We start from the raw sequence: 23,560 nt of genomic DNA, 5'->3' as shown, positions 1-23,560 counted from the left end.
CACATAATTACTTTATCTCCAGCAGATATTTTAACTCTTCTCTCTCTTCCTCTGACGCTTTATTTTTACGTCCTTTCGTTCTGCTGACCAAGTGCATCCCTAACTTTTCCATTACTCTGTAGGATCCCGTATTTTCACTATCACAATGTGCAATGAATCTTTTGATTCCTAATTCATCTTTTGCAAATGTTAATATCTCTCTTGCTGCTTCTGCCACATACCCATTACCCCAGTAATTTTTTCTTATTATCCAGCCAAGTTCTCCTTCTGTCCTATTCTGATTCAAATAAATACTAACGGCTCCAATGTGCTCCCCCCCTAACAAAATTGCAAATTCATAATAATCTGGATTTTCCTTTTTCCACTCAGCCTCTGCTTCTACTAGAAACTTTTTCGTTTCTTCTACACTATAATTTGGTAAATACATCATGTACTTTGTATTTTCAATGTCACCAGAATAAGCATGCGCAGACATGAGATGCTGCAATCCCAGCGGCTCTAAAATCAGCCTTTTTGTACAAATTTCTTTTTTTCTAGTGTAATATCCAATCTTGGCAAATAGAACAGGAGTAATTGCTGTATATGTAAGATTTTCTGGCAATACATCAAATTCCCTTACTTCCGCCATTTCACTTTCTGGAATTTGTCCAAGCTTATCAATATTGGCTAAAAACACTTTTCCATTTGCCCCCTGGTTAGAATCTGGATCTCCTGCCCAGTAATCACACATTGGTTCAATGGAAAACTCCAAGGCTCCCGCCTCCTCATATAATTCTCTATTTGCTGCCTCTAGAGGAGTTTCACCTGCTTCAATATGCCCTCCTTGGGTTTCCCAGGTTGTCCGTTCCTTATGGCGGCTTAACAATATCTTTCCATTATATTTTGACAATATAACAACAAACTGATATTGTTGCAACGTATCACTTTCAAATGTTCTGCATATCATGTGTGTATTCCTCTCCCTTCAAACTCATTCGCTATATTCTTCCGCATTACCAACAGTTTATTGCCTCCTTTTTGAAATTCATAAGCTGTTTCAACTATATTTGTCTTACAATACTTTTCAAAATAATCTCTTATTTCGTTTACCAATTCCGTCCCTTTTGAATCCAGATTCAGTATAGGAAAAATACGAATTTCCTTACATATCCTTAACATTTCCGATATAGCATTTATATGAAACTCAACTCCTAGTTCTGCATAGAGCAGAAGAAAATGGGAGCTAATTCCTACGTCAAAATAATTGTCTGGAACTGAAAGTCTTTCAGGTAGTTCATGATAAACATATCTGCCTTCAGATTTTCCTCTTTCAAAATCCTCCAAAAATATATTCATTGCTCCCATGCGTATTTTTTCCAGCTGCTCCAAGTCCCTTATTTTTGTCCACACAAAATTTTCCTGGTTGTCTTTCATTTGCTTCATGACTATTTTTCTTACTTCATCTATTCTGAGGCTTATCTGATCTTTGGAAAATTGATAGATAGGATCAAAAGATGTAACGGAATACCCTGCATTATTTGCTTCCCAGTTAAAGCTGGCAGGCCCATCTCCAAAACCTGCAATTTTTACCGATTTGTCTAATTTACTTATTTGAAACATCATATCATATTCTTCAAAGGTTCTTCCCCACGGTACTACGTTATCTAATCTAAATGCCATCTTAACCTCCAACAACGTTTTTTATTTAAATATACCATAAATTACTTTATAAGTACATTAACGAATGCATTAGCTAGAAAAAACTCCCGTTCTAATGTTTCCAAAAGAACGGGAGTTAATCGCACGTTATTATTTTGAATTTAATATTTTATATGCCATTTCATTATTATAATCTGTCATAAATGGTATCTTCGTTTCCAATTCTGTTTCTCTATTAGCTGAGAATAAATCCGTTCTGGACAATTCGTTTAATGAAAACTTTCTTGCTCCTGCCATAAGCTGCTGAAGTCCTGCTGCCAGCTTATCAGAAAGAGTCCATACACCTAAAGCTCCCAATGGTATATTCTTCATCTCGTCAGCTCCAACCTTCTTCTGCACGTCATAGTAACCAGCAAAAAGTTCTTCTGCTGAACTTCCAAATTCTTTCACAATATGTGCAGGAAGAGCATCCCAGTTTCCATTGATTCGTTCTCTTCTATCAGGATAAAGAACGCCCTCAATATTAGCACCTACAAATGCAGGTATCATCAATGCTCTACCCATACAAACCAACTTTGTAAAAGGTGCTCCTAAGGATAATGCTTTAAAAATGTGATCTTCTCTAGCAAGTCCACCAGCAAAAGCCATGTCTACAACCTTATGTCCCTGCGCTGCCAGAACAGACGCGTATTCATATGCCTTTGAATGCAGATGAATAGAAGGCACGCCCCATGTTTCCATCATATTCCAAGGACTCATTCCTGTTCCACCGCCTGAACCGTCAATTGTCAGTAAATCCAGTTTCATTTCTGTTGCAAACTTAATTGCCATAGCCAATGCTTCCATTCCATAGGAACCTGTTTTCAAAGTAATCCTCTTATATCCTAAATTTCTTAAATAAGCTACCGCAGAATAAAAATCTTCTTTCACCTGCTCATAGTTACTTAAATTAGTGTAACCAAGTCTGCTGTGTCTTGCAAATGCTTTAATAGAGCCATGGTTAAAAGCCTCAATTACTTCTGGTTTTGTTGGATTCGGATCTACAATATAGCCACGTCCATGAAGAAATGTTGCATACTCCAGACTTGTAACCTGAATTTCTCCTCCGATATCCTTTGCGCCTTGTCCCCATTTTAATTCTATAATTGCCTTATCTCCGTACTTTTCAATCACATACTCAGCCACGCCATTTCGTGTATCTTCAACATTCATCTGAATAATAATTGCGCCATATCCATCGTAATATTTCAGATAGGTATCAATTCGGCGATCTAATTCAGGCGCCTGTTTAATCTTTCCGTTTTCAATTACTGCCTGTTTGTCAATCCCAACAACATTTTCACCAACTACAATTGGAAAACCTACTAATGCTGCACCAACAGCAAAGGATTCCCAATACTTCGCTGCAATAAATGTGGAACCGAGTGCTCCTGTCATAATTGGTACTTTTACTTTTGTCTTTACTTCATTACCAAACTCAGTCTCCAGATTTACATTTGGAAAAATGCAATTGTCTGCATCTTTTGATGACTCATCAGGCATACCCTGTGCACCATAATTAAAGCCCTGTATTCTCAGGTTATTATAACAAACACCTACATGATTCACATTGGAACTTCCTGCCGTTACTGTACCAAAGTCTCGTGGATAGAGCATCTTTCTACCTTTTAAACTGGATAAAAATGTTTCACAGCGGCCGGTACAATCCGCACGACATAATGTACAAAGACCTGATTCTGCTGGATTACCTCTGTTCACTGTTCCCAATACGTCATTTTGTTTTGCGTATTCCATACTATAATTCCTCCTATAATCTGATTTGTTGATAAATAAATCATCCAAAATTTTGGCGTATATTTTTATGTACCTATTACGTACTTAATAATTATAAGTTATTTTATGATTTTACGCAATATAATTTAGTATCAATATGTTTCGACTTTATTTTATTAAGTTTGTCAAAAAAACCCCACAAACATTACTTTTGCAGGGTTATTATCTCTTTCAGTACTATTTCTATGATTGACTTTATAATCTGAATTGTGAAACCAGTAAATTTAACTTTTCTGCCAGTTCAGCCTGTACACTTGTCGCTTTTGTCACTTCTGTAATGGCAGAACTTGTTTCTGTAATTTTCTGTAAAATCTCAATTGAACTTGCAGATGTTTCTTCTGCTGTTGCGGAAGCATTTTGAATTGCATTTGTCACTTCCTCTATTGTAATCTGCATATTCTTTGAAGCTCCTGCAATTTTTACTGATAAATCATTTACAAGAAGGGCATCCTTTTCATACTGCATGCCTGTATCAATCAACAACTGATAATCTGCTTTTACATCCGTTGCCAAATATTCTAATACATCCAATGCATTATCTGATAATAATTGAAAGGCTTCTTCAATTTCCCCAATAATACTTTGTATTTGAACTACCGATTCTGAGGATGCCTCTGCTAGTTTCTTAACTTCTTCAGCCACTACTGCAAAGCCTTTTCCAGCGTCGCCAGCCCTGGCCGCTTCAATCGCAGCATTTAATGACAATAAATTGGTTTGTGCAGCAATTGACGCAATGGCATCAGACATTACACGTACCTCACTCACAACCTTTCCAGTCTCTATAGCTTTGGAAATACTTTCTTGTTTTGCAGAATACATCTTTTGCGACACTTCCATTGATTGCTGTCCTTTGCTTTTAATGTCCAGTGCTCTAGTTCTGATTTGACTGGAGGATTCTTCACTTCCGTCTGCCATATCAGCTAATTCATGTGCAGAAGATGAAATTTCTTCTGCCGATGCATTCACTTCTTCCACAGTTGCACTTAAATCTTCAGATGCACCTGTAATCTCTTTTGTTGATTCAGTCACACTCTCCATTCTTTGACCTATTGCTTCAGCAGTACTTGATATTTCTTCACTATTTGCACTTAATTCAGTTGTAGATATCCCAATCTCTGAAACCAGATTCCTTAGATTTTCAATTGCTTTATTCAAGGAACGAAGCAGCATACCAATTTCATCCTTGGAAGGGTTCTCAACTTGAACTGAAAGATCTCCTACTCCTAATTTTTCTGCAACTCCCAGCGCTTTTTTAATTTGATAGTTAATTCCAAGTGTAACAAAACTGCCCAGTCCTACTGCCAGAATAAATGAAACAATTATTACAATCAGCATTATTGTTCTAATACTTGAAAAATCATTTGCATTTTCTGACATAATCGCTTCCATATTAACATCTGTCTGCTCTATCAGAAGACTTATTGTATTTGTCACTTGAGCGCGGTATCCTGCAACACTGTCTGAATCTACAGCTGCTTTCTCAAAATCATTTTTTGAAACATCTTCTAAAACCAAGTCAACAGCTGTTCGAAATAATGACATTTCTTCTTTTAAAGTGTTATATATCTGGCTTTCTTCTTTTGTCAACATTTGTGTTTCAAATTCTTGAAATAAAGATTCATTAATATTTCTTAAGTCCTGAATATCCGTTTTCGTTGATTCTAACTTAGTAGAATCTCCGGATTCTACTAAATTTATTACATCAATTCGAATTAAGAGCATATTACTTTTTACTGTTTCTAGATTCACCAATGTTGATTCACTTTTACTATACACCATCTCTGTTGCACGATTAAACTTTTCCATATAGTTTAACCCCAACAAACCTACTACAACGGTAATCATGGAAATAAATACAATGCAAGAAATTAATTTGACCGATATTTTAATATTTTTGTACCAATTCATAGTCTTACTCTCCTTTAATGGAATTGTTCTTCTTAGTTGCTATGGTAAATACTTTTTATGAATTTGAAATAAATCATATCATCAAATTAATATATTTTCAACTGATTCCTTTCATTCTGAGATAATAATTTTAATAAGTTACAGAATTAATCGTATTTACATCAGAAAATTCATCCACTATTTATTTTTATACTCTGCACGTTTTTAACTTTGCATTATTATTTATATGCAAGGTAATACTATCATTGAAATGAGTAATAAATTTATAGATTTTTGAAAGGAGGTTCTTAACATGTCCAGTTACACTGGTGTAGTGAAATGGTTTGATAATGAAAGAGGCTATGGCTTTATTTCAGCCCAGGATGGTCAGGATGTTTTCGTACATCATTCACAAGTAAAAGAAAATACGCATAATAAAGATTTACATGAGGGTGAATCTGTCAATTTTGACATCCGGCAAGAGGACAAAGGCCTATGTGCTTTTAATGTCCATAAAATATAAATCATATTCTAAAGGAGTGGCTTATGAACAAAATTCACTATAATATATCAGGTATCCAAAATTCTGAGATTAAAACCCAGCTTAAAAATGCATTATCTAAAATAGATGGAATTTCAATGGTCAATATTGATGCTGGAAGAGGTTCGATTGAAGTAGGCTACAATCAGTCAACAGATGAAAATACCATTAAATCATGTATCGAAAATGTTGGTTGTAAAATAGAGAGCCTGTAAATAAAAATTCGTAAATTCATGTATAAAACATGTGTAATCTACACATAATATAATTGTAAAACCAATATGAATGCAGGAGGAAACCACGGTGATAAATCATAGTAACCAAATCATTCAATCCACAGAGGCTAACGAAGACATTGTTGTTGGAGATGAGCCGATTGGCACGTAAGGCTTATAAGACTTAACTGTTTTATCGTCTTATAAGCCGTAAGGTTTTATACTAAATAAGGATTTACTTACTTGACATTTTATTATGTTCATTTAAGTAAATCCTTTCTAAATTAAATCTAATAGGCTTATTAGTCCTTCTCACATTGATGTTTCAGCTCCTCGATTTAATTCTTTATTCCATTTCTTTAATAGAGAATAGCAACTTATAAAATTAATAATCATTACTTATTGATTTTTATAAATTTCTTCTTACCAATTTTAATAACGTCCTCATTTATCAAAACTCTATTTAATTCATCTTCTTCGATTTTCTCACCGTTGATTTGAATTCCCCCTTGTTTTATAAGACGAATAAATTCGCTTTTACTCTTCACATAGTCCATTTCAATTAATTTTGATATAATATCCCTAAGTATATCCTTCTCATCTTCCAGAAGTAGTATTGGTATATCATGGGGAATTGCCTTTTTACTAAATGCCATCTCATAGTAAGAAATAGCTTTTTGCAATTCGTCCTCGGTATGGTAAAGTGATGTGATAACTTTTGCTAATCTAAACTTGATATCCCTTGGATTTGTTCCATTAGAAAGTTCCTCTTGAACCTTATCAATTTCATTAGGATGCTCATCTGTTGCTAATTCAAAATATTTCATTATTAAATTATCAGGTACTTCCATTACTTTTTTAAACATAATTTCTGCTGGCTCACTAATCCCAATATAATTCCCTAAACTTTTACTCATTTTTTCAACACCATCAATGCCTTCCAGGATTGGCATAAATAACGCAATTTGTTGTTCTACCCCCATTGCTTTTTGAAGTGTACGTCCCATTAAAATATTAAATGTTTGATCGGTACCGCCTAATTCAATATCGGCTTTCACTTCTACTGAATCATACGCTTGCATTAGCGGATATAAAAACTCATGTAAGCCAATTGGAACACTATTTTTATAACGATTTTTAAAATCCTCTCTTTCAAGCATTCTTGCTACAGTCGATGTTGCAGCAAGCTTAATGATATCTTCAAATGTTAATTTTGCAAGCCAGTCACTGTTAAATCTTACTATTGTTTTTTCCTTATCTAATATTTTAAATATTTGTTCACAGTATGTGTGTGCATTCTCTTTTACCTTCTCATCTGTTAACGCTATTCTCCCCTTTGACTTTCCTGTAGGGTCTCCTATTTTCCCTGTAAAGTCGCCAATAATAATAACGGCTTGATGCCCAAGTTCTTGCATCTGTCTGATTTTCCTTAACACAACAGCATGGCCCAGATGAATATCTGGTGCTGAAGGATCAAGTCCTAGCTTAATGGTCAATGGTTCTTTCTTGTCATAGGATTTCTTTAGTTTTACTAATAACTCTTCTTGATTCACACATTGATGAACCCCCTTACAAATTATTTTTATTTGTTCTTTTGGTGTTAACATAGTTCCATCTCTCCTTGAAATATTATTATTTATATTTGCAATTTCTATAAGAAACCTTGAAAATAAAGAGCTTAGTTCTATCTAATAACTAAAAAAACTCCCGTCCTAATGTTTTCAAAAGGACGAGAGCTACTCTCGTGTTACCACCTTAAGTTTATAGACAATTCACACTGTCTACCTCATCGAGTACGGCCTTAGCGATACTCTTGCACTTGATTACGGTGTGCTCTCCGTCGTAGCCTACTTCTTCAATCGGTTCGGTACGCAGCTCCAAGATGTATTCACATTTTCTATCCATGAGCCTCTCATCAACCGGCATCTTTCTGTTTGGATTCGAAAATGCTACTCTTTCTTTTCATAGCCTTTTCTTATACTCCGAATTATATCATAATTCTTAGTAGTGCAAATATTTAATTAAAAAGATGTTATCATGTTTTTATATTATCGTCAAGGCAAATTAAATCTTTTGAAACCCATGTTAATTCCTTTCCTTACTTGATTCTTTATCCCATAACTCTTTAAACTCATGATTTCCTATATTATATACATATTTCATTCTCCTAAATAGCTGGTTAAATTTAAAGTTGTAAGCTACTATCCATTTTCAAAGGTAAAACAACACAGATTCTAATTGTGTTTATACTGCTTACTATATTAATAATCCCAATAAGCTAATGTTCTCTTAATTATGTTGATTAAATCTGAATTCCGATAGGTTGCTTCTTGATTTGATGAAAGTAGTTGCAAAGGATTAACTAAATCTCTAAATAGTGATAACTCAACCCAATTTTCTGGAAGTTTCCCAATTGCAAATGTATTATAGACTTTCTCAAAAAGTCTATAATGAGTGTCTTTAAAAAATGAGCGGTATCTAAAAAATTGGCCTATATCTGCCAAAGAATGTCCCATACATGCAGCTTCCCAATCAACAAAAAATACTTGTTTGTTTTCGTCAACAAGCATATTTGCAGGTCTAAAATCACAATGGATAAAAGATTGGTATTTATCTATTTCTGTGATTAGTTCTTGTTTATCTAACACCAATCGCTGAATCCTTTCACATAATTCAGTATCTAATTGGGTTCTTACAATTGGATTTTCTAGAAAATATTGATACCACATTTTAAAAGGTGGTAGATCAAATTCTGACAAACTTTTAGTTTTTTCTTTCGCAGTATTATGAATGATAGCAGCAGCTCTAGCAACTTGTTCCAATAAAGCGCGGTCACATTGATTGTATTCAATAATATGCTTTTGCATTGAAACACCGCTAATATACTGATATATAAAAATCTCCACTCCATTCCTCGTGATGTAATACAACAGCCTGGGTACATTAATCTTATCCTGTACTAATTCATACGCAAGCATTTCGTTATTAATGCCACTAATATTAGCTAGCCTTAATAAATATTTTCCTTTATTAGTATTAACAACAAAGTTGCTATTTCGACATCCTAATGGTATCGTACTAAAGCCTATAATTGATATTTCCTTATCGTATTCCGCAAATATATTTTTTAATTCCTCTAGTTTTACATCTATAACTGGTATTGATCGTTCCCATTCTAAATCTAACACATTATTAACTCCCGTCTACATAATATTAAATAGCTCTTATTCACATCACGCTTTACAATTTTTCCATCTGGTGCATTATTCCAAGTGGTCAAACCCCTGTGTTCCTTTGTTGCATCTACTCTATTTACAATCACCTCTGCTGCTGTATGTCCATGAATCGCAAAGTGGAGTTTATTTTGTACAATAGTAAAAATTTCACTGATCGTGTTGAATTACCCTTAAATCCAACAGAAATAAATCTGTTTTCGCACAAAAGTGCTTATAGTTCTATTATATCAAAACGATTTGAAACTACAACAAAATTTTACATTGGCTTACTTTATGATTTTTGTTCTCGTAAAGTAAAACTCCCAAACCAGACATTCGGAAGCCATGTCTTTGACAGAAAAAGTGAATACCCACTTTGATGTACAAGAGTTGGTAAAGGCTATTAACCTAATCTAATCCCACAATACAAATTTCATATCATATGGAACTTGAAATAAGGAGTGCAAAATGAACAATATGATTATTCCTGAACCTTTTCCAGAATTTGTGGTTTGAACTCCAACAAATTCACATCAAAAAAAGGATGTTCTCAACACCCAAAGGCTTTGAAAACATCCAATATTTTGGTTAGTTGTGTATTAGATACCGTATCCAATCCACGCCTTTTCACGACATTCCAGAATTTCAAGAAGCCAGTAAATATGCGGTTTTGAACGATTCCAAATACAGCACAGTCTATCTCTTTGTCAACCGTTCTAAGCTCAGAAATGCCCGGAAATGCAAGGTTTTTAGCATTCAATGTTGCACATACGTTTCGCACCCACGACATTTTACTACGTCACAGGACGTTTCATGCTTAATATAGTATTTACTATAATACTTTTTCTAAATCACGTCTATTATATAAAAATCTACGTACTTCCATTATTGCAATATTACTATCACTTTCATCAGTAATCACCACATAAAATACAATAAAATTCTTTACATATATCCGATAATAAGGATGTTTACGTTCTTTCATAGATTGAAATTTTTCAAAAGATTCTGGAGCATTTAACCTTTCTTTAATTTCCATTTCAGTTAAATTAAGTAATTCTTCTGCTGCCTGTTCATTCTTTAGCTTCAACATAATATAATTAACTGCTTTCAACAAGTCATCATAAAATAAAGGAAGATAACTAAGCCTGTATTGCTTTTGAACCATGCAATACCTCCCTTATTCCTCCAAAAACCTCATCATTTGAATATCTAATACTGGACTCATCCGCAAATCTATCCGCTTCGTCCAACTTTAATTCAATTTCATCCGTAAGCTCTGAATATTTTTCTAAGCTCATAACAACCATCGTTCCGTATCCATTTTTAGTCAAATATACTGGTTCACCTTTATTCACTTCTTTCTCTATCTCAGTAAATTTATTTCTTAAATCAGAAATCGGTCTAATTTGTATCATAAGATTCGCCTCCTTGATTTGTTATATGCTACAGTTACTTTTTATTATCATTATTTTATCATTATTATGCCATTTGTTCAAGAAATTTATTTATTACTATATAAAAAACCTCCAAAGACACAATGTCTTGAGAGGTTCTTAGTTGTTTTAATATATCCTGCGTTGCTGAAATAATTATCTCTTTGATAGGTGTATGCGAACTGTAGAACCGCATAAATGCTGGATTCTTTTAGTCTAGTGTTAGTTACGTGCTTGTTACCCATAGCAACATTTTGCTATCTTACGCCTTCATTAGAAGTTCAAAATATATCAGTATATTACTTATCACCATAATGATATCTACAAGCCAATATATAAATATTTTCCTGGTCAATTTTATAAATCAGCCTATCTTTATCATTAATTCTTCTACTCCAAAAGCCAGCCAGATTTCCACTTAATGCTTCGGGCTTCCCAACTCCTTCATTTCCATTTCTAGCGATATCTTCATTTAATTGATTTATTTTTCTTAATGTTTTTTTATCTTCCGTCTGCCAATAAATATAATCATCCCATCCATTTTTCGTAAATACTTTATTCATCAGCTTCTGCCTCAGGAAGAGCATGTACAGATACCATTCCATTTTCTAACTGAGCCTTTGATTCCATCAACCAATCATAATTACTACTATTTCCCATTACATATATATTTTCCATCATATTGTTATAGGACTCTTCTGATATCATAACAACATTTTTATTGTCCTTCCTTGTAATTATCATTGTCTCATAGTCATCGGTAATTTTATCCATATATGTCTTCATATTTTCTCTTAACGTTGTATAGTTAACAGCTAACATAAAAGCACCTCCTTACGTACACTTTTCTGTACACTAATTATAACGTACAATAAGTCGTACGTCAATAATAGTATATGCTAAATAATAGAGTAGAGAAATAATTGCTAAGAATTATTTCCCTCTCATTGAACCGTACGTACGGGTCTCGTATACGGCTCTACAACTTATATTCCAACATTTCTTAGATAATATTTTAAAGGATTGAGCAAACCAGCTCCGTCCTTTATTTTTGTTTCAAGCAGTGTAGGACTTAAAATGTAGTTTACTACATCCATACTACATCTTTTGTACCAACCTAATCTTGAATTAGCAACTTTGAAGATACTTTCGTTATTAAATCCATTCTTATGTTTTCTATTTAGATAAGCTAAATTTCTGAAAATGGTTTTAGGCTTTTTCCATTGTTTTATAACAATTACTCTTATTTTATGTCTTAGCCATTGTCCAAACTCATCTATAAATTGTTTCATCATTCCAATTCGAAAATAATTAATCCAACCCATAACGATTTGATTTACTCTTTTAATCGTAACTGCTAAGGGTCTTGAAATTGCTTTTCCTCTTTTAAGATACTCACGTAATACCTGATATAACTTCACTTTCTTCTCATTTGTAGGCTTTACTTTCCATTCTCCACCATTCTTTAAGAACGTGAATCCTAGATACTTACTTCTCGTCGGTCTGACTACTTTGGATTTTGTTGCATTTACTTTCAAAAATAGTTTTCTCTCTATCCAACTTGATATGGAAGCCATAACTCGATTGGCTGCAACTTCACTTTTCGTGAATATCAGCACATCATCTGCGTATCTTACGAAACGCAGACATCGTTGCTCCAGTTCCTTATCTAGCTTGTCAAGATACACATTTGAAAGTATAACTGAAATAGGTCCACCTTGAGGTACGCCGGTTTTGGTGGCTTTGATTATTCCTTTTTCCATTACTCCTGCTCGTAAGTATTTACGAATGAGATTTAGGACACTGCTATCATTTACTTGCTCTCTAAGAATTTGAATTAATTTATCGTGATTTACTTTATCAAAGAACTGTTCAATATCTATATCTATTACCCATTCATATCCACTGTTCAAGTATTCCAGTGCTTGTTTGATTGCATCGTGACAACTTCTGTTTGGTCGAAAACCGTAGCTGAACTCACTGAATATCTTCTCATAAATATCCGATATTGGCTGTGCTACTGCTTGCTGAATTGTTCTATCTAATGCAGTTGGTATTCCTAACGGTCTCTTTTTACCATTACTTTTGGGTATATACACTCTGCGTACTGGTTTTGGAAAATAAGTCCTGTTTCTAAGCGAACTTATAATTATTTCTTGATTTTCTCTGATATAGTTTCCCAATTCCTTTACTGTAACTTCATCTATCCCGCTTGCACCTTTATTAGCAACTACCTTTTTATACGCTCGGTTTAGATTTTCCTTTGTTACTATCACTTCCATTAATTCCATTGTTGTTACTCCTCTTTCTACTATAAGATTCCTACACATCGCCCCTCCCAATATAAATAATATCCCTCGGTTACGTTCCTACTCTTCTTATTCATCTGATTTCTGGCTAATGTATTATTTTATAAGTAGCGATTTGTACTATAAATCGCTTCAGTCCTTCAGCTGTTATGCCTACTATAACTTCATCTGACTCCCTCCCCAAACCTTTTTCGCCCATATCTGAAAGGAGATTTATCTCCATGATATGTGGGTAGGGTCTCCCAGGGTAAGACACTAATCTTTCATTCCACAACCTCTTGATTTACAACTTCGGTTTACGTTTACCTTTTGGGCTTAGATTTGCTATGCAACCTCACCCACCTAATCGCCTTATCAAGTTTCTGTTCGTAGGCTCAAGAACTTCGTTACACCACTTCCTTCATCTATACCATTACTGGCACCAACTTGTGGTTCACTACACTTGGCGGTAAATACCCGTGGCTAGACTTTCACTAGCTAGATTAGTGCCATGCCTGGCACACATAAAAAAAATCCCCAAAACATTTCTGTCTTGAGGATTTGAATTTTGTAATTGAAATCTCGTAAAAGACGACTATCTCTTTGATAACCTAGAACCCTTTATAATTAGCATTTTATATGGTGGTTGTTCGCTTCTTGTTCTCTACTGAGGTGTTGTGACATGTTTACAAACTGATTTTTTAAAACACTATACATCCTGAATTTTTGAGGGCATTTATACTTTAGGCAGCCGTATGATAATTCATAATAAATACCTTACTTGAAACCTTTTCAATGCGCTCTAGAATTTCATCTATTTTTTCCATGACCGATACCGTAATAAATTCTTCCCCACATTGATCACACTTCTTGCAAGGGACATGTTCGATAATAACATAACAATTATTCAACTGGGCAAAATATGTTGTACTTGCATCAATCATTCCTTCTGTTTTACAACTCATACACCTCATAATTGTCACTCCTTCTTGTTTTATAATCATCTTTCCATTTTTCTATTGATGGATTATATGCTGTGATGATTCTAGATGCGGTTTCTTCATCACTCAGTACAATGTGTATTGGTCTTTTATCTGATGTATACCCTAATATCAAACAGCTTGGAAAGGGAAACATATCAAAAAGTCTCATATCTTTTCGTTTATGCAGTTCTATCATCTATCGCTTGTAATGCATAAAGTGTTTCAGGATCAATATCAATACACTTGCTGACATCCCTATTACCTGCCAAATCCCATGCTAATGTATCGTTTATTATAGTATATGCATTTATGAAAAAATTCTTATCTTTTAATGGTTGAAACATCTCTTTCTCCAATAATTGAGAAATGTCATATAAAACAGCCTTTCCATCTTCAAAATAAATTGTAACTGTGTAATTTTCATTTGGAACCACTTGAACTATTTCTGGAAACATAGTTTTTCACCTCCGACTTATACCAGTGGACTTATTCTATTCAATGGTTTTCCATCTTTCGATAATTCCCAATTTTGCATTAATTCATCTTGATGAATTACACACCATGCTAAAATCAATTTAAGTTGTCTGGAAGGCAATGTGCCTTTAATTATTCTAGCATAACAATTATCAACAATGGCTTGAGAGGTTCTTAGTTGTTTTGATATATCCTGCGTTGCAGAAATAATTATCTCTTAGAAAAGAGAATGTGGGGCTGGAAGTGGCTTAGATACTTCTTTTTGGATCTACTCTTCTAAATATCTTTTTAATTCTTCAACCAATTTATAAACCATTGTTCCTGGATCATAATCTGATGGTTTATCATATTCTTCTCTAAAATCAGCCATTCTACGTTTAGCATTTTTAATAGCTGTATTTACTCCATCGTTTAAACTTAGCAACTGATATATATCCTCGTAATTTTTTTATACTTTCCATCTTTCAACTTATTTTGATCAAATATTTCATCCAACTTCTTATTCCATTCGTGTCGGTGCAACGCAGCATCACTATAATTGAAATGTAAATAAATCCAGTATTCAAAAGATTGATTACTCCATGCAACCTTATACCCTTTTTCCATTCCAGATTTTATGGCTTGGTTAAAATCCTCAAAATCGTCTTTATCAAAAACGACCCAGACATTTTGATACATAATATTTGCCTTTTTAACTATTTCGTCCGTTCTTTCTATTAATGTTCCTGTAGAACATCCTTCTCCATGTATGTCAATAGTCGGAAGTTCAATAACTTCAACCGCTCCTCCAATTTTTAATTGAATTATTTCCTTTATTCCTTTAAAATACAAAGGCTCTGTTCGTTCTCCTTCTGTAACAATAAGAAACGAATTTGCCTTGGGTGACTTGAATGCAAAATTTCTTTTCTTACGATCCTCTCTACGTTTTTTAAACAAATTATCGGTTCCCACTTATTCACCTTCCTTCATTTCAAATTCCTTAATAAGTGGAATACCTCCATAAACTCCCGCCAAATAATCTTTTTCAAATGAGGCATCTGGCCTTACTTTAAAGTCAGATAAAGCCAGTAATTCTGAATATCCAAATTCATCTTTCTGTACAAACCAAACTTGGTCTCTCCTGAAAAATCTTTTATCTAATAATGTAGTATCGTGAGTGGTGTATATCAGCTGAGCAGTTGAACCATTGTCATAAAATAAATCCACAATAAATTTTAGCAATAGTGGATGTAGTTTTATATTTAACTCATCTATAAAAAGAGAACGATTATTCTTTATTGCTATTTGAGCATATATAAAAATCATTATACTTTTTATCGTACCTTCTGATTCATCATATAAAGTTAATGTGTAATCATTTCCATCCTTTCCCAAATGTGTTGTATAAAACTCAATTTCTTTTTCGCTAGATTTATATGAAATATCTTTTATCCCCGTATCAATTGCCATTAAAAATTTCACTAATTTTTCTTTTTCTTGTTCAATTACGTTTGGCAAAATACGTTCTAAAATTTCTGTATCTTCACAAAAATTAGTTGGTACTGCTAACGTATCCAAAATTGCAGAGTATACAATTTTATATATATCAGATTTCAATTTTAGTTTATTAAAAAAAGATAGAACCAATGTTTCTGGTGGAATTTGATCTTTATATACATCACAGTATTTTTTTACCGAAGCGCCAAATTCTACAAAATCCTTTGACCTTTCAAAAATAATAGAAGTTCTATTTGTTTTAGTATTCTTTCTATATAGCCATTCGTTTTCAATATATTCATTATTATACTCAAAACCATACCTATATTCATATTCATCTATAATCTCGACAATTTGAAATTCTGAATTCTCTGTGTTGTTTTCTAAAGAAAATGGGCAATAATATTTTTTAATTGCCGTTACATTACCATTATCAACATTATTAAGTGATTCAACAATAATTCTCTGCAAATACTTCATTGCTAAATATAAATTAGATTTTCCACTTGCATTTGCACCATATATTGCTGCTACTCGAAGAAACCTTTCCTTTGTTCCTATATCAATTAAATTCATTTCATGTTCCTTATACGCATTAATTGACGTCAAATCTAATATTGTTTCATTCCTAAAAGATAAAACATTTTTCAGTAAAAACTGCACTAACATATTTTAGCACCTCCTTTTTATATTATATCCGCTTTTCTTATTCTATGTCAAAGTATTTTCGATTTTTTCTCAATTTTATTAATATAGAATTACTTTTTAATTATGGTTACATTTTTTACACCCATTGATTTCAGAATAAGTACAGCCAGAAATGAATTTTGGCTAAAGAAAGTGTAGCCACATGAAATATATGAGGGGTTTTAGGGCATTTTATCCCCTGAAAAGTTGCAATAATACCTCGACGTCGCTATCGCGTGTCTTGCAGTACACTAGACTCAACTTTTTGTAGCAATTCTATGATCCACATAAGAAGAATTTGCTTTCAAAACAGGAATTGGACTTTCTAGTCTAAAAAAGTACATTCTGGTAAAGTTTTTTATTCCATTGATACATTGAAATTAATAGAAGAAGCTCTAGATTGCTCTTATGATTTTCTTCTTGGTAAAAGTAAAACTCCGAAACTAGAATTACATGAAGCAAAGGAATTAACCAGACTACATGACAAGGTCAAAAATTTCTTCATAATATAATCGTTTGTTAGCCATTTGGCATCCTCCTCAATGTTGTAGTAAACGTCTCCAGCATTGAATGAGAAACTTCAGGATAGTTGGAGTGATTATCTCTAATTATGGCATGAATTTTTGAGGAATGCTATCCGGGGGCAGATTAGGCGCTTACTAAAATTATGTTTTGTTCCTTGCTTGTTCTCTAACTGTTCTCTCCTGTATTAGTTTTGATTGTTTCATCTTACTTTTTCACTTTATTATATGTAAAAAAACCTTGCAAACATTTTGTCTGCAAGGTTTTGAATAGCTTTGTATGATTTTTTCTTATCTCTTTGAGAACTGTGGTGCACGACGAGCTGCTTTTAAGCCGTATTTCTTTCTTTCTTTCATTCTTGGATCTCTTGTTAAGAAACCAGCTTTCTTTAAAGCAGGACGGTAATCAGCATCAGCTTGTAATAACGCTCTTGAAATACCATGACGAATTGCACCAGCCTGTCCAGTGAATCCTCCACCATGAACGTTTACTAATACATCAAACTTATCTGAAGTTTCTGTCAGCTCTAAAGGCTGGCATACTACTAATTTTAATGTTTCAAGACCAAAATACTCATCCATATCTCTTTTATTAATAGTAATCTTACCTGTACCAGGTACTAAATATACTCTTGCAATACTGCTTTTTCTTCTTCCTGTTCCATAATACTTTGCTTTAGCCAATGTTATTTCCTCCTTTCACGCTCTCATTAATATCTTTTCTTAATTTCATAAACTTCTGGTTTCTGAGCTGCATTGTCATGCTCTGGACCTGCATATACATGTAATTTAGTAATCATGGATCTGCCTAAAGGTCCTTTTGGAAGCATACCCTTAACTGCAAGGTAAATAACATCCGTTGGCTTCTTTGCCATTTTCTCTCTTAATGTAGTTTCTCTCATACCACCTACATAATCAGAGTGATTATAATAGATCTTCTGATCCATTTTCTTACCTGTCACTTTAATTTTATCTGCGTTAACAACAATTACATAATCACCAGTATCAACGTGTGGTGTAAATGTTGGTTTATTTTTTCCTCTTAATATACTAGCAATTTCAGAACTTAGACGTCCTAATGTTTGACCTGTTGCATCAACAACATACCATTTTCTATCCAATTTATCCGGATTAGCCATAAAACTCTTCATCGGTTTACCTCCTTGAAAATACTACCTTAATAAAAATATTTATATGTTAAAATACTATTACCGGGGCATGGATTTAGTATTTTCGCATCAATTATCGGAATGCATCCAAAATTTTTCAGATAGCATGCCACAGTTAAATATTATACGACAAACATAGGCTTGTGTCAATACCCTGTATTGCTTTTCCATGACATTTTTTATAAATTTATCGTCCTAATCTTACACTTCATATCTAATTTCGTTCAGCTGAAGTCCTTTTGCTGGTGCCGTTGGACCAGCTGCTTTCCGATCCTTCAGCTCCAAAATCTCTCTGACATGTTCTGGCTGATAAAAGCCCATACCTACTTGAACTAAGGTTCCTGTTATGATACGTACCATATTATATAAAAAACCATTTCCACAAATAATGATGTGGATTAAATCCTTGTCCTGCTTCCACTCAATACTATAAATTGTGCGGACTGTACTTTCCACTTGGGCGTGAATGGAACAAAAACTTTTAAAGTCATGCTCCCCTACTAAAAATGTTGCCGCTAGTTTCATTTTTTCTAAATCCAGCTTTTTATAAACAAAGTACGAATAAAGGCGGTGTGTTGGACTGGGAAAATCACTGTTTAAAATTTTGTATTCATAAGTTTTTACACAATTACAGCGTCTTGGATGAAACTCCAAAGAAGTCTCTTCCGATTTCTGAATCACAATATCCTCTGGAAGCCGCTGATTCAATGCATAACTAATTTTTTCAGCAGGAATAGGAGAACAGGTGTCAAATACAGCAACATTTCCTTTGGCATGCACACCTGAATCCGTCCGGCTGGCACCAATTACTCTTATTTCCTCTTTTAACAAGCTGGTTAATGCTTCGTTTAAAATACCTTCTACTGTTATGGCATTAGGCTGTTGCTGCCACCCACAATAATTTGTACCATCATAGGCTACAATTAATTTTACTCTTTTCATAAGCACCCTTCGTTACCATTGATTTATTTAAATAATATAATTCTCAATAACAAACACAATTCCCAGATAGGAGGCTACTAAAGAATATCCTACATAATCCAGTCTTTTATATTTTAAAGGCTTCATTTTTGTACGACCTTCCCCTCCACGATAGCATCTTGCCTCCATTGCCATGGCCAGATCATTTGCCCGGCGAAAAGCAGAAATAAATAGGGGGACTAGTAATGGAACTAGTCTTTTTGCTCTGGTCATAAGATTTCCTGTTTCAAAATCAGCTCCTCTTGCAGATTGTGCCTTCATTATCTTATCTGCTTCCTCTAATAGAATAGGAATAAATCGTAAGGCAATTGACATCATCATGGCAATCTCATGAACTGGAATTTTTAGTCTATTCAACGGCGCCAGTGCCTTTTCTAATCCATCTGTAAGCTGATTTGGTGTAGTTGTAAATGTCATTAAGGAAGAACCTAATATCAGATAAACCAACCGTATTGCCATAAAGCATGCTAGTTCAATTCCCTCTACTGTAATACTAATCACTCCATACTTTACAAGCTGATGTTGGCCATGAGAAAAAAATACATTAAAAAATACTGCAAACATCATGACAAATACTACACTTTTTAATCCCTTTACAATGTAGGAAAAGGGAACGTGGGATGCTTTTATTGTCAGAAGAAGAATAAGTCCAGCCAATACATAGCCTGACAGACTTTCAAATATAAATAAAGAAATAATGTATAAAAAAGTTCCTGCTAGTTTAACTCTTGGATCTAAACTGTGTAGTACTGATTTGGCAGGATAATATTGACCAATTGTAATATCACGAATTATAATATCACCCCCTCTTTCCTTGCCCAAACCTTGATTGCCTCATAAGCTTCCTCTACCGTTACTGCATCCGTTTCAACCTGAAACCCGTTATCTTTTAACTGGTTCATCACATAAGTAACCTGAGGAGCAGCAAGTCCAATCTTTTCTAACTCCCTGTAATTCTTAAATACTTCCTTGGGTACTCCATCAAAAGCTATCTGACCATGATTCATCACAATAATTCGATTCACATATTCTGCAACATCCTCCATGCTATGAGACACAAGCAGTACTGTAATATGCCTTGTCTCATGCAGCCATCTTATTAATTCAAGAATCTCTTCCCTTCCCTTAGGGTCTAGCCCAGCTGTAGGTTCATCTAAAATTAAATAAGACGGCTCCATTGCCAGCACGCCAGCTATAGCGGCTCTTCTCCGCTGTCCACCTGAAAGTTCAAAAGGAGAGGCTTCAAATAAATCTTCTCCTATTCCAACTTGCATCAGTGCCATTTTTGCTCTTTTTTCGATTTCATCCTTTGCCAATCCCATATTAGCTGGCCCAAAGGAAACATCCCTTATAATAGAAGTTTCAAATAACTGATGCTCTGGGTATTGAAAAACTAGTCCCACCTGCCCTCTCAGCTGACGCATATCAAACTTCTTATCATATATACTTTTATCATTATAATAGATATGACCATCCGTTGCTTTAATTAATCCATTTAACAACTGGGTCAGTGTTGATTTTCCTGATCCTGTATGCCCAATAATTCCAATAAATTCGCCACTTTCAATTGTAATATTTAAATCCTTTACGGCATGCTTTTCATAAGCCGTTCCAGAAGAATATACATAATTTACATGTTCTAGACGTATTGACATTTTTTCACCATCCTATTTTCTATTAACACATTGGGATGTCTTTTTCCATTTTATAAGTTCCTCTATTAGCTCATCCACAGAGAGAATTGCTTTATTATTTATTAAAAGTCCGCCCTTTTCCAACCTATAAGCCAGTTCTGTAACCTGTGGAACGCTTAACCGTAGTTCCTGAAGCTTTTCCACCTGCTGAAAAATTTGTCCTGGTGTACCTTCCATTACTACTTTACCTTTATCCATTATAATAACCGAATCCGCATGAATTACTTCTTCCATATAGTGAGTTATTAAGATAATTGTTATTTTTTCTTTCCTATTCAAATCTAATAATGCTTGCAATACTTCCTTTCTTCCATTCGGATCTAACATGGCTGTTGGCTCATCCAAAACAATGCAAGATGGCTTCATAGCCAGAATCCCAGCTATAGCAATTCGCTGCTTTTGACCACCTGAGAGCCTATTAGGTGAATGATAACGATATTCTGTCATTCCAACGGCCTTTAGACTTTCGTCTACCCGCTTCCAAATTTCTTCTGTAGGTATTCCCAAATTTTCTGGTCCAAATCCCACATCTTCCTCTACCACATTAGCAATAATCTGATTATCTGGATTTTGAAATACCATTCCTGCTGTCTGTCTGATATCCCAGATAAGGCTTTCATCCTTTGTATCCTTTCCATCAATCCATATGGTTCCCTCTGTAGGTACTAAAATAGCATTTAATTGCTTTGCAAGTGTAGATTTTCCAGAACCATTATGCCCCAAAATAGCAACAAAATCGCCTTTTTTTACGGTTATATTTACATCATCGACCGCTCTCTTAACTGCTTCAATCGACCCGTCTTCCCTCTTTCGAATATATTCATATACTAATTCCTTTGTTTTTACAATATCCATCTTGGTCAACCTATCCTTTTCTTAAATAGGAATCTTTCTTAAACCTTTGCATGCAGAATGCAAATTATGCTGACATACTAAAATAGACAGGTAAGATATTCCTCACCTGTCCATTATAAATGTTTTATTATACTAATTCAATAAGAACTTCCATTGCTGCATCGCCCTTACGTGGTCCAATTTTAACAATTCTAGTATAACCACCATTACGGCTTGTATATTTTGGAGCAATTTCATCAAACAATTTCTGTGTCATATCCACTTTCTTTGTGTTCTTCTTTCTTCCAGCGTTATCCTGTGGAACTTCAGTAACAGCATAAAGTGTTTTTAACATTTGTCTTCTAGCGTGTAAGCGGGATGGCATATCCTTTTTAATTTCTTTTTCAACTTCATCATATACAGTTACTTTCTTTCCATCAACTGTATCTTTCACTCTTTTGCCATCTTTATCCTTACGAGGTACCTTTGTCATAACTGTAACAGTCTCAAAATTATCTTTTTCCTTTACAGCTAACGCAATCATACTCTCAGCTATTCTACGAATTTCTTTCGCCTTTGCTTCTGTAGTAACAATTTTTCCATTATAAAGCAAATTTGTTACTTGATTTCTAAGCAAAGCTTTTCTTTGGCTTGATGTTCTACCAAGTTTTCTATAGCCTGCCATTTGAGTGCCTCCTTCTATTTATTATTCGTCACCTAAGTTTAATTGTAAACCTAATTCTTTCAATTTTGCTAAAACTTCTTCTAATGACTTTCTTCCGAGATTTCTAACTTTCATCATGTCTTCCGCAGTTCTATTCGTTAATTCCTCAACCGTATTAATACCTGCTCTTTTCAGGCAGTTATAAGAACGTACAGAAAGTTCTAACTCATCAATGTTCATTTCAAGTACTTTTTCTTTTTCATTGTCTTCCTTTTCAACCATAATTTCAGCTGTTCTTGCATTCTCTGACAGGTCAATAAAGGAATTCAAGTGTTCACTGAGCACTTTAGCAGCTAAACTAACTGCTTCATCTGGCTCAAGTGTACCATTTGTAAACACGTCTAAAGTAAGCTTATCATAGTCTGTAATTTGTCCTACACGAGTATTTTCCACAGTAAGGTTTACACGTTCAACTGGAGTATATATTGAATCAACTGGTATTACACCGATTGGTAGGTCAGGGTTTTTATTCTTGTCTGCACTGATGTAACCCCTTCCCTTTGTAATTGTTAATTCCATATATAACTTGCTATCCACTCCGCTTATTGTAGCTATTACCAAATCTGGATTCAGTATTTCAATATCTGGATCAACTTGAATATCACCAGCAGTTACAACACCGTCCCCTTCAAACTCTATATATGCGGTTTTAGGTTCGTTTGTTTCACTAGTATTTTTGATTGCCAAGCTTTTAATGTTCATAATAATTTCAGTAATATCTTCTTTAACACCAGGGATTGCACTGAACTCATGAACAACTCCATCAATCTTTACTTGACTGACTGCTGCACCAGGCAAGGATGAAAGCATAATTCTTCGTAAAGAATTACCCAAAGTTGTACCATAACCTCTTTCAAGAGGTTCTACTACAAAACGTCCGTATTTTTTATCTTCAGAAATCTCTGCAATCTCAATTTTGGGTTTTTCAAAATCAAACACGAATGGACCCTCCTTTTGGGTTTAT

30 protein-coding genes and 1 other annotated feature are annotated in these 23,560 nt (G+C 34.1%); of the genes, 2 read left to right on the top strand and 28 right to left on the bottom strand.

Features of this window, described 5'->3' with window-relative positions; genetic code table 11:
• Positions 1–7: 7 nt before the first annotated feature.
• From BM305_RS18880 to BM305_RS03500, 4 genes are all read right to left on the bottom strand, one after another.
• Entirely contained in the window at positions 8–946 is a 939-nt protein-coding gene (locus BM305_RS18880) for a GNAT family N-acetyltransferase (protein ID WP_177214525.1), read from the bottom strand.
• Positions 943–1,659: a class I SAM-dependent methyltransferase gene (locus tag BM305_RS03510; protein WP_092559311.1), complete on the bottom strand. Its 717-nt coding sequence runs from the start codon at positions 1,657–1,659 to the stop codon at positions 943–945. The genes BM305_RS18880 and BM305_RS03510 overlap by 4 nt, the downstream gene beginning before the upstream one ends.
• 129 nt (positions 1,660–1,788) lie before the next feature.
• Positions 1,789–3,432, bottom strand: a complete 1,644-nt coding sequence (locus BM305_RS03505; protein ID WP_092559310.1) for a glutamate synthase-related protein — start codon at positions 3,430–3,432, stop codon at positions 1,789–1,791.
• Positions 3,433–3,666: 234 nt separating this feature from the next.
• On the bottom strand, positions 3,667–5,379 hold the full coding sequence (locus BM305_RS03500) for a methyl-accepting chemotaxis protein (RefSeq protein WP_092559309.1): 1,713 nt from the start codon (positions 5,377–5,379) through the stop codon (positions 3,667–3,669).
• A 292-nt stretch (positions 5,380–5,671) separates the two neighbouring features.
• Between BM305_RS03500 and BM305_RS03495 the strand changes: the two genes are divergently transcribed.
• Positions 5,672–5,881 carry a cold-shock protein gene (locus BM305_RS03495; protein WP_092559308.1) on the top strand — a complete coding sequence of 70 codons (210 nt, stop codon included), beginning with the start codon at positions 5,672–5,674 and terminating at the stop codon, positions 5,879–5,881.
• 23 nt (positions 5,882–5,904) lie between these two features.
• Positions 5,905–6,114, top strand: a complete 210-nt coding sequence (locus BM305_RS03490) for a heavy-metal-associated domain-containing protein (protein ID WP_092559307.1) — start codon at positions 5,905–5,907, stop codon at positions 6,112–6,114.
• 395 nt (positions 6,115–6,509) lie between these two features.
• Here BM305_RS03490 and tyrS read toward each other — a convergent pair whose 3' ends face one another.
• From tyrS to BM305_RS03380, 24 genes are all read right to left on the bottom strand, one after another.
• Complete coding sequence (tyrS, locus tag BM305_RS03485; protein ID WP_092559306.1) at positions 6,510–7,721, bottom strand: tyrosine--tRNA ligase; 1,212 nt, start codon at positions 7,719–7,721, stop codon at positions 6,510–6,512.
• 115 nt (positions 7,722–7,836) lie between these two features.
• Positions 7,837–8,089 (bottom strand) — a binding site (T-box leader).
• Positions 8,090–8,375: 286 nt separating this feature from the next.
• Positions 8,376–9,302, bottom strand: a complete 927-nt coding sequence (locus tag BM305_RS03480) for an aminoglycoside phosphotransferase family protein (RefSeq protein ID WP_092559305.1) — start codon at positions 9,300–9,302, stop codon at positions 8,376–8,378.
• On the bottom strand, positions 9,296–9,496 hold the full coding sequence (gene rhuM, locus BM305_RS03475; protein WP_330393418.1) for a RhuM family protein: 201 nt from the start codon (positions 9,494–9,496) through the stop codon (positions 9,296–9,298). Before rhuM ends, BM305_RS03480 begins: the two co-directional genes overlap by 7 nt.
• Before the next feature lie 383 nt (positions 9,497–9,879).
• Positions 9,880–10,089, bottom strand: coding sequence for a hypothetical protein (locus tag BM305_RS18755; RefSeq protein ID WP_177214524.1), 210 nt, complete (start codon positions 10,087–10,089; stop codon positions 9,880–9,882).
• A gap of 72 nt (positions 10,090–10,161) precedes the next feature.
• Positions 10,162–10,497 carry a type II toxin-antitoxin system RelE/ParE family toxin gene (locus BM305_RS03470; protein ID WP_092559303.1) on the bottom strand — a complete coding sequence of 112 codons (336 nt, stop codon included), beginning with the start codon at positions 10,495–10,497 and terminating at the stop codon, positions 10,162–10,164.
• On the bottom strand, positions 10,472–10,747 hold the full coding sequence (locus tag BM305_RS03465; RefSeq protein ID WP_092559302.1) for a type II toxin-antitoxin system Phd/YefM family antitoxin: 276 nt from the start codon (positions 10,745–10,747) through the stop codon (positions 10,472–10,474). The genes BM305_RS03470 and BM305_RS03465 overlap by 26 nt, the downstream gene beginning before the upstream one ends.
• Positions 10,748–11,064: 317 nt before the next feature.
• Positions 11,065–11,328: a Txe/YoeB family addiction module toxin gene (locus BM305_RS03460; protein WP_092559301.1), complete on the bottom strand. Its 264-nt coding sequence runs from the start codon at positions 11,326–11,328 to the stop codon at positions 11,065–11,067.
• Complete coding sequence (locus tag BM305_RS03455) at positions 11,321–11,587, bottom strand: type II toxin-antitoxin system Phd/YefM family antitoxin (RefSeq protein ID WP_092559300.1); 267 nt, start codon at positions 11,585–11,587, stop codon at positions 11,321–11,323. The genes BM305_RS03460 and BM305_RS03455 overlap by 8 nt, the downstream gene beginning before the upstream one ends.
• 164 nt (positions 11,588–11,751) lie before the next feature.
• Complete coding sequence (gene ltrA, locus BM305_RS03450) at positions 11,752–13,095, bottom strand: group II intron reverse transcriptase/maturase (protein ID WP_242940441.1); 1,344 nt, start codon at positions 13,093–13,095, stop codon at positions 11,752–11,754.
• A 701-nt stretch (positions 13,096–13,796) separates the two neighbouring features.
• Positions 13,797–14,027 (bottom strand): type II toxin-antitoxin system MqsA family antitoxin, encoded by a 231-nt coding sequence (locus BM305_RS03445; RefSeq protein ID WP_092559299.1) that lies wholly within the window; start codon positions 14,025–14,027, stop codon positions 13,797–13,799.
• Positions 14,008–14,205 carry a DUF4258 domain-containing protein gene (locus tag BM305_RS03440; RefSeq protein ID WP_092559440.1) on the bottom strand — a complete coding sequence of 66 codons (198 nt, stop codon included), beginning with the start codon at positions 14,203–14,205 and terminating at the stop codon, positions 14,008–14,010. Before BM305_RS03440 ends, BM305_RS03445 begins: the two co-directional genes overlap by 20 nt.
• A 10-nt stretch (positions 14,206–14,215) precedes the next feature.
• Complete coding sequence (locus BM305_RS03435; RefSeq protein ID WP_092559298.1) at positions 14,216–14,491, bottom strand: DUF2442 domain-containing protein; 276 nt, start codon at positions 14,489–14,491, stop codon at positions 14,216–14,218.
• 17 nt (positions 14,492–14,508) lie between these two features.
• Positions 14,509–14,643 (bottom strand): DUF4160 domain-containing protein, encoded by a 135-nt coding sequence (locus BM305_RS03430; RefSeq protein WP_330393417.1) that lies wholly within the window; start codon positions 14,641–14,643, stop codon positions 14,509–14,511.
• A gap of 135 nt (positions 14,644–14,778) precedes the next feature.
• Positions 14,779–14,934: an RloB family protein gene (locus BM305_RS19430; RefSeq protein WP_242940440.1), complete on the bottom strand. Its 156-nt coding sequence runs from the start codon at positions 14,932–14,934 to the stop codon at positions 14,779–14,781.
• The gene (locus BM305_RS03425; RefSeq protein ID WP_242940439.1) at positions 14,928–15,461 is read right to left on the bottom strand and encodes an RloB family protein; all 534 of its coding nucleotides are present in this window, start codon (positions 15,459–15,461) and stop codon (positions 14,928–14,930) included. The genes BM305_RS19430 and BM305_RS03425 overlap by 7 nt, the downstream gene beginning before the upstream one ends.
• On the bottom strand, positions 15,462–16,562 hold the full coding sequence (locus BM305_RS03420; RefSeq protein ID WP_242940438.1) for an AAA family ATPase: 1,101 nt from the start codon (positions 16,560–16,562) through the stop codon (positions 15,462–15,464).
• A gap of 923 nt (positions 16,563–17,485) precedes the next feature.
• On the bottom strand, positions 17,486–17,878 hold the full coding sequence (gene rpsI / locus BM305_RS03415; protein ID WP_092559295.1) for a 30S ribosomal protein S9: 393 nt from the start codon (positions 17,876–17,878) through the stop codon (positions 17,486–17,488).
• Between the two features lie 26 nt (positions 17,879–17,904).
• Positions 17,905–18,345 carry a 50S ribosomal protein L13 gene (gene rplM, locus BM305_RS03410; protein WP_092559294.1) on the bottom strand — a complete coding sequence of 147 codons (441 nt, stop codon included), beginning with the start codon at positions 18,343–18,345 and terminating at the stop codon, positions 17,905–17,907.
• 219 nt (positions 18,346–18,564) lie between these two features.
• On the bottom strand, positions 18,565–19,305 hold the full coding sequence (gene truA / locus BM305_RS03405; protein ID WP_092559293.1) for a tRNA pseudouridine(38-40) synthase TruA: 741 nt from the start codon (positions 19,303–19,305) through the stop codon (positions 18,565–18,567).
• A 27-nt stretch (positions 19,306–19,332) separates the two neighbouring features.
• Positions 19,333–20,139 carry an energy-coupling factor transporter transmembrane component T family protein gene (locus tag BM305_RS03400; RefSeq protein ID WP_092559439.1) on the bottom strand — a complete coding sequence of 269 codons (807 nt, stop codon included), beginning with the start codon at positions 20,137–20,139 and terminating at the stop codon, positions 19,333–19,335.
• The gene (locus BM305_RS03395; RefSeq protein ID WP_092559292.1) at positions 20,136–20,999 is read right to left on the bottom strand and encodes an energy-coupling factor transporter ATPase; all 864 of its coding nucleotides are present in this window, start codon (positions 20,997–20,999) and stop codon (positions 20,136–20,138) included. Before BM305_RS03395 ends, BM305_RS03400 begins: the two co-directional genes overlap by 4 nt.
• A gap of 12 nt (positions 21,000–21,011) precedes the next feature.
• Positions 21,012–21,893 (bottom strand): energy-coupling factor transporter ATPase, encoded by an 882-nt coding sequence (locus BM305_RS03390; RefSeq protein ID WP_092559291.1) that lies wholly within the window; start codon positions 21,891–21,893, stop codon positions 21,012–21,014.
• 127 nt (positions 21,894–22,020) lie between these two features.
• Positions 22,021–22,557, bottom strand: a complete 537-nt coding sequence (locus BM305_RS03385) for a bL17 family ribosomal protein (RefSeq protein WP_092559290.1) — start codon at positions 22,555–22,557, stop codon at positions 22,021–22,023.
• A gap of 21 nt (positions 22,558–22,578) precedes the next feature.
• Complete coding sequence (locus BM305_RS03380) at positions 22,579–23,535, bottom strand: DNA-directed RNA polymerase subunit alpha (RefSeq protein WP_092559289.1); 957 nt, start codon at positions 23,533–23,535, stop codon at positions 22,579–22,581.
• Between the last annotated feature and the right edge of the window lie 25 nt (positions 23,536–23,560).

Source organism: Anaeromicropila populeti (assembly GCF_900112775.1).
GTDB classification, from domain to species: Bacteria; Bacillota; Clostridia; order Lachnospirales; family Lachnospiraceae; genus Anaeromicropila_A; species Anaeromicropila_A populeti.
Note: the sequence above shows the minus strand (reverse complement) of the source record. Positions and strands in the feature narration are given on the sequence as shown.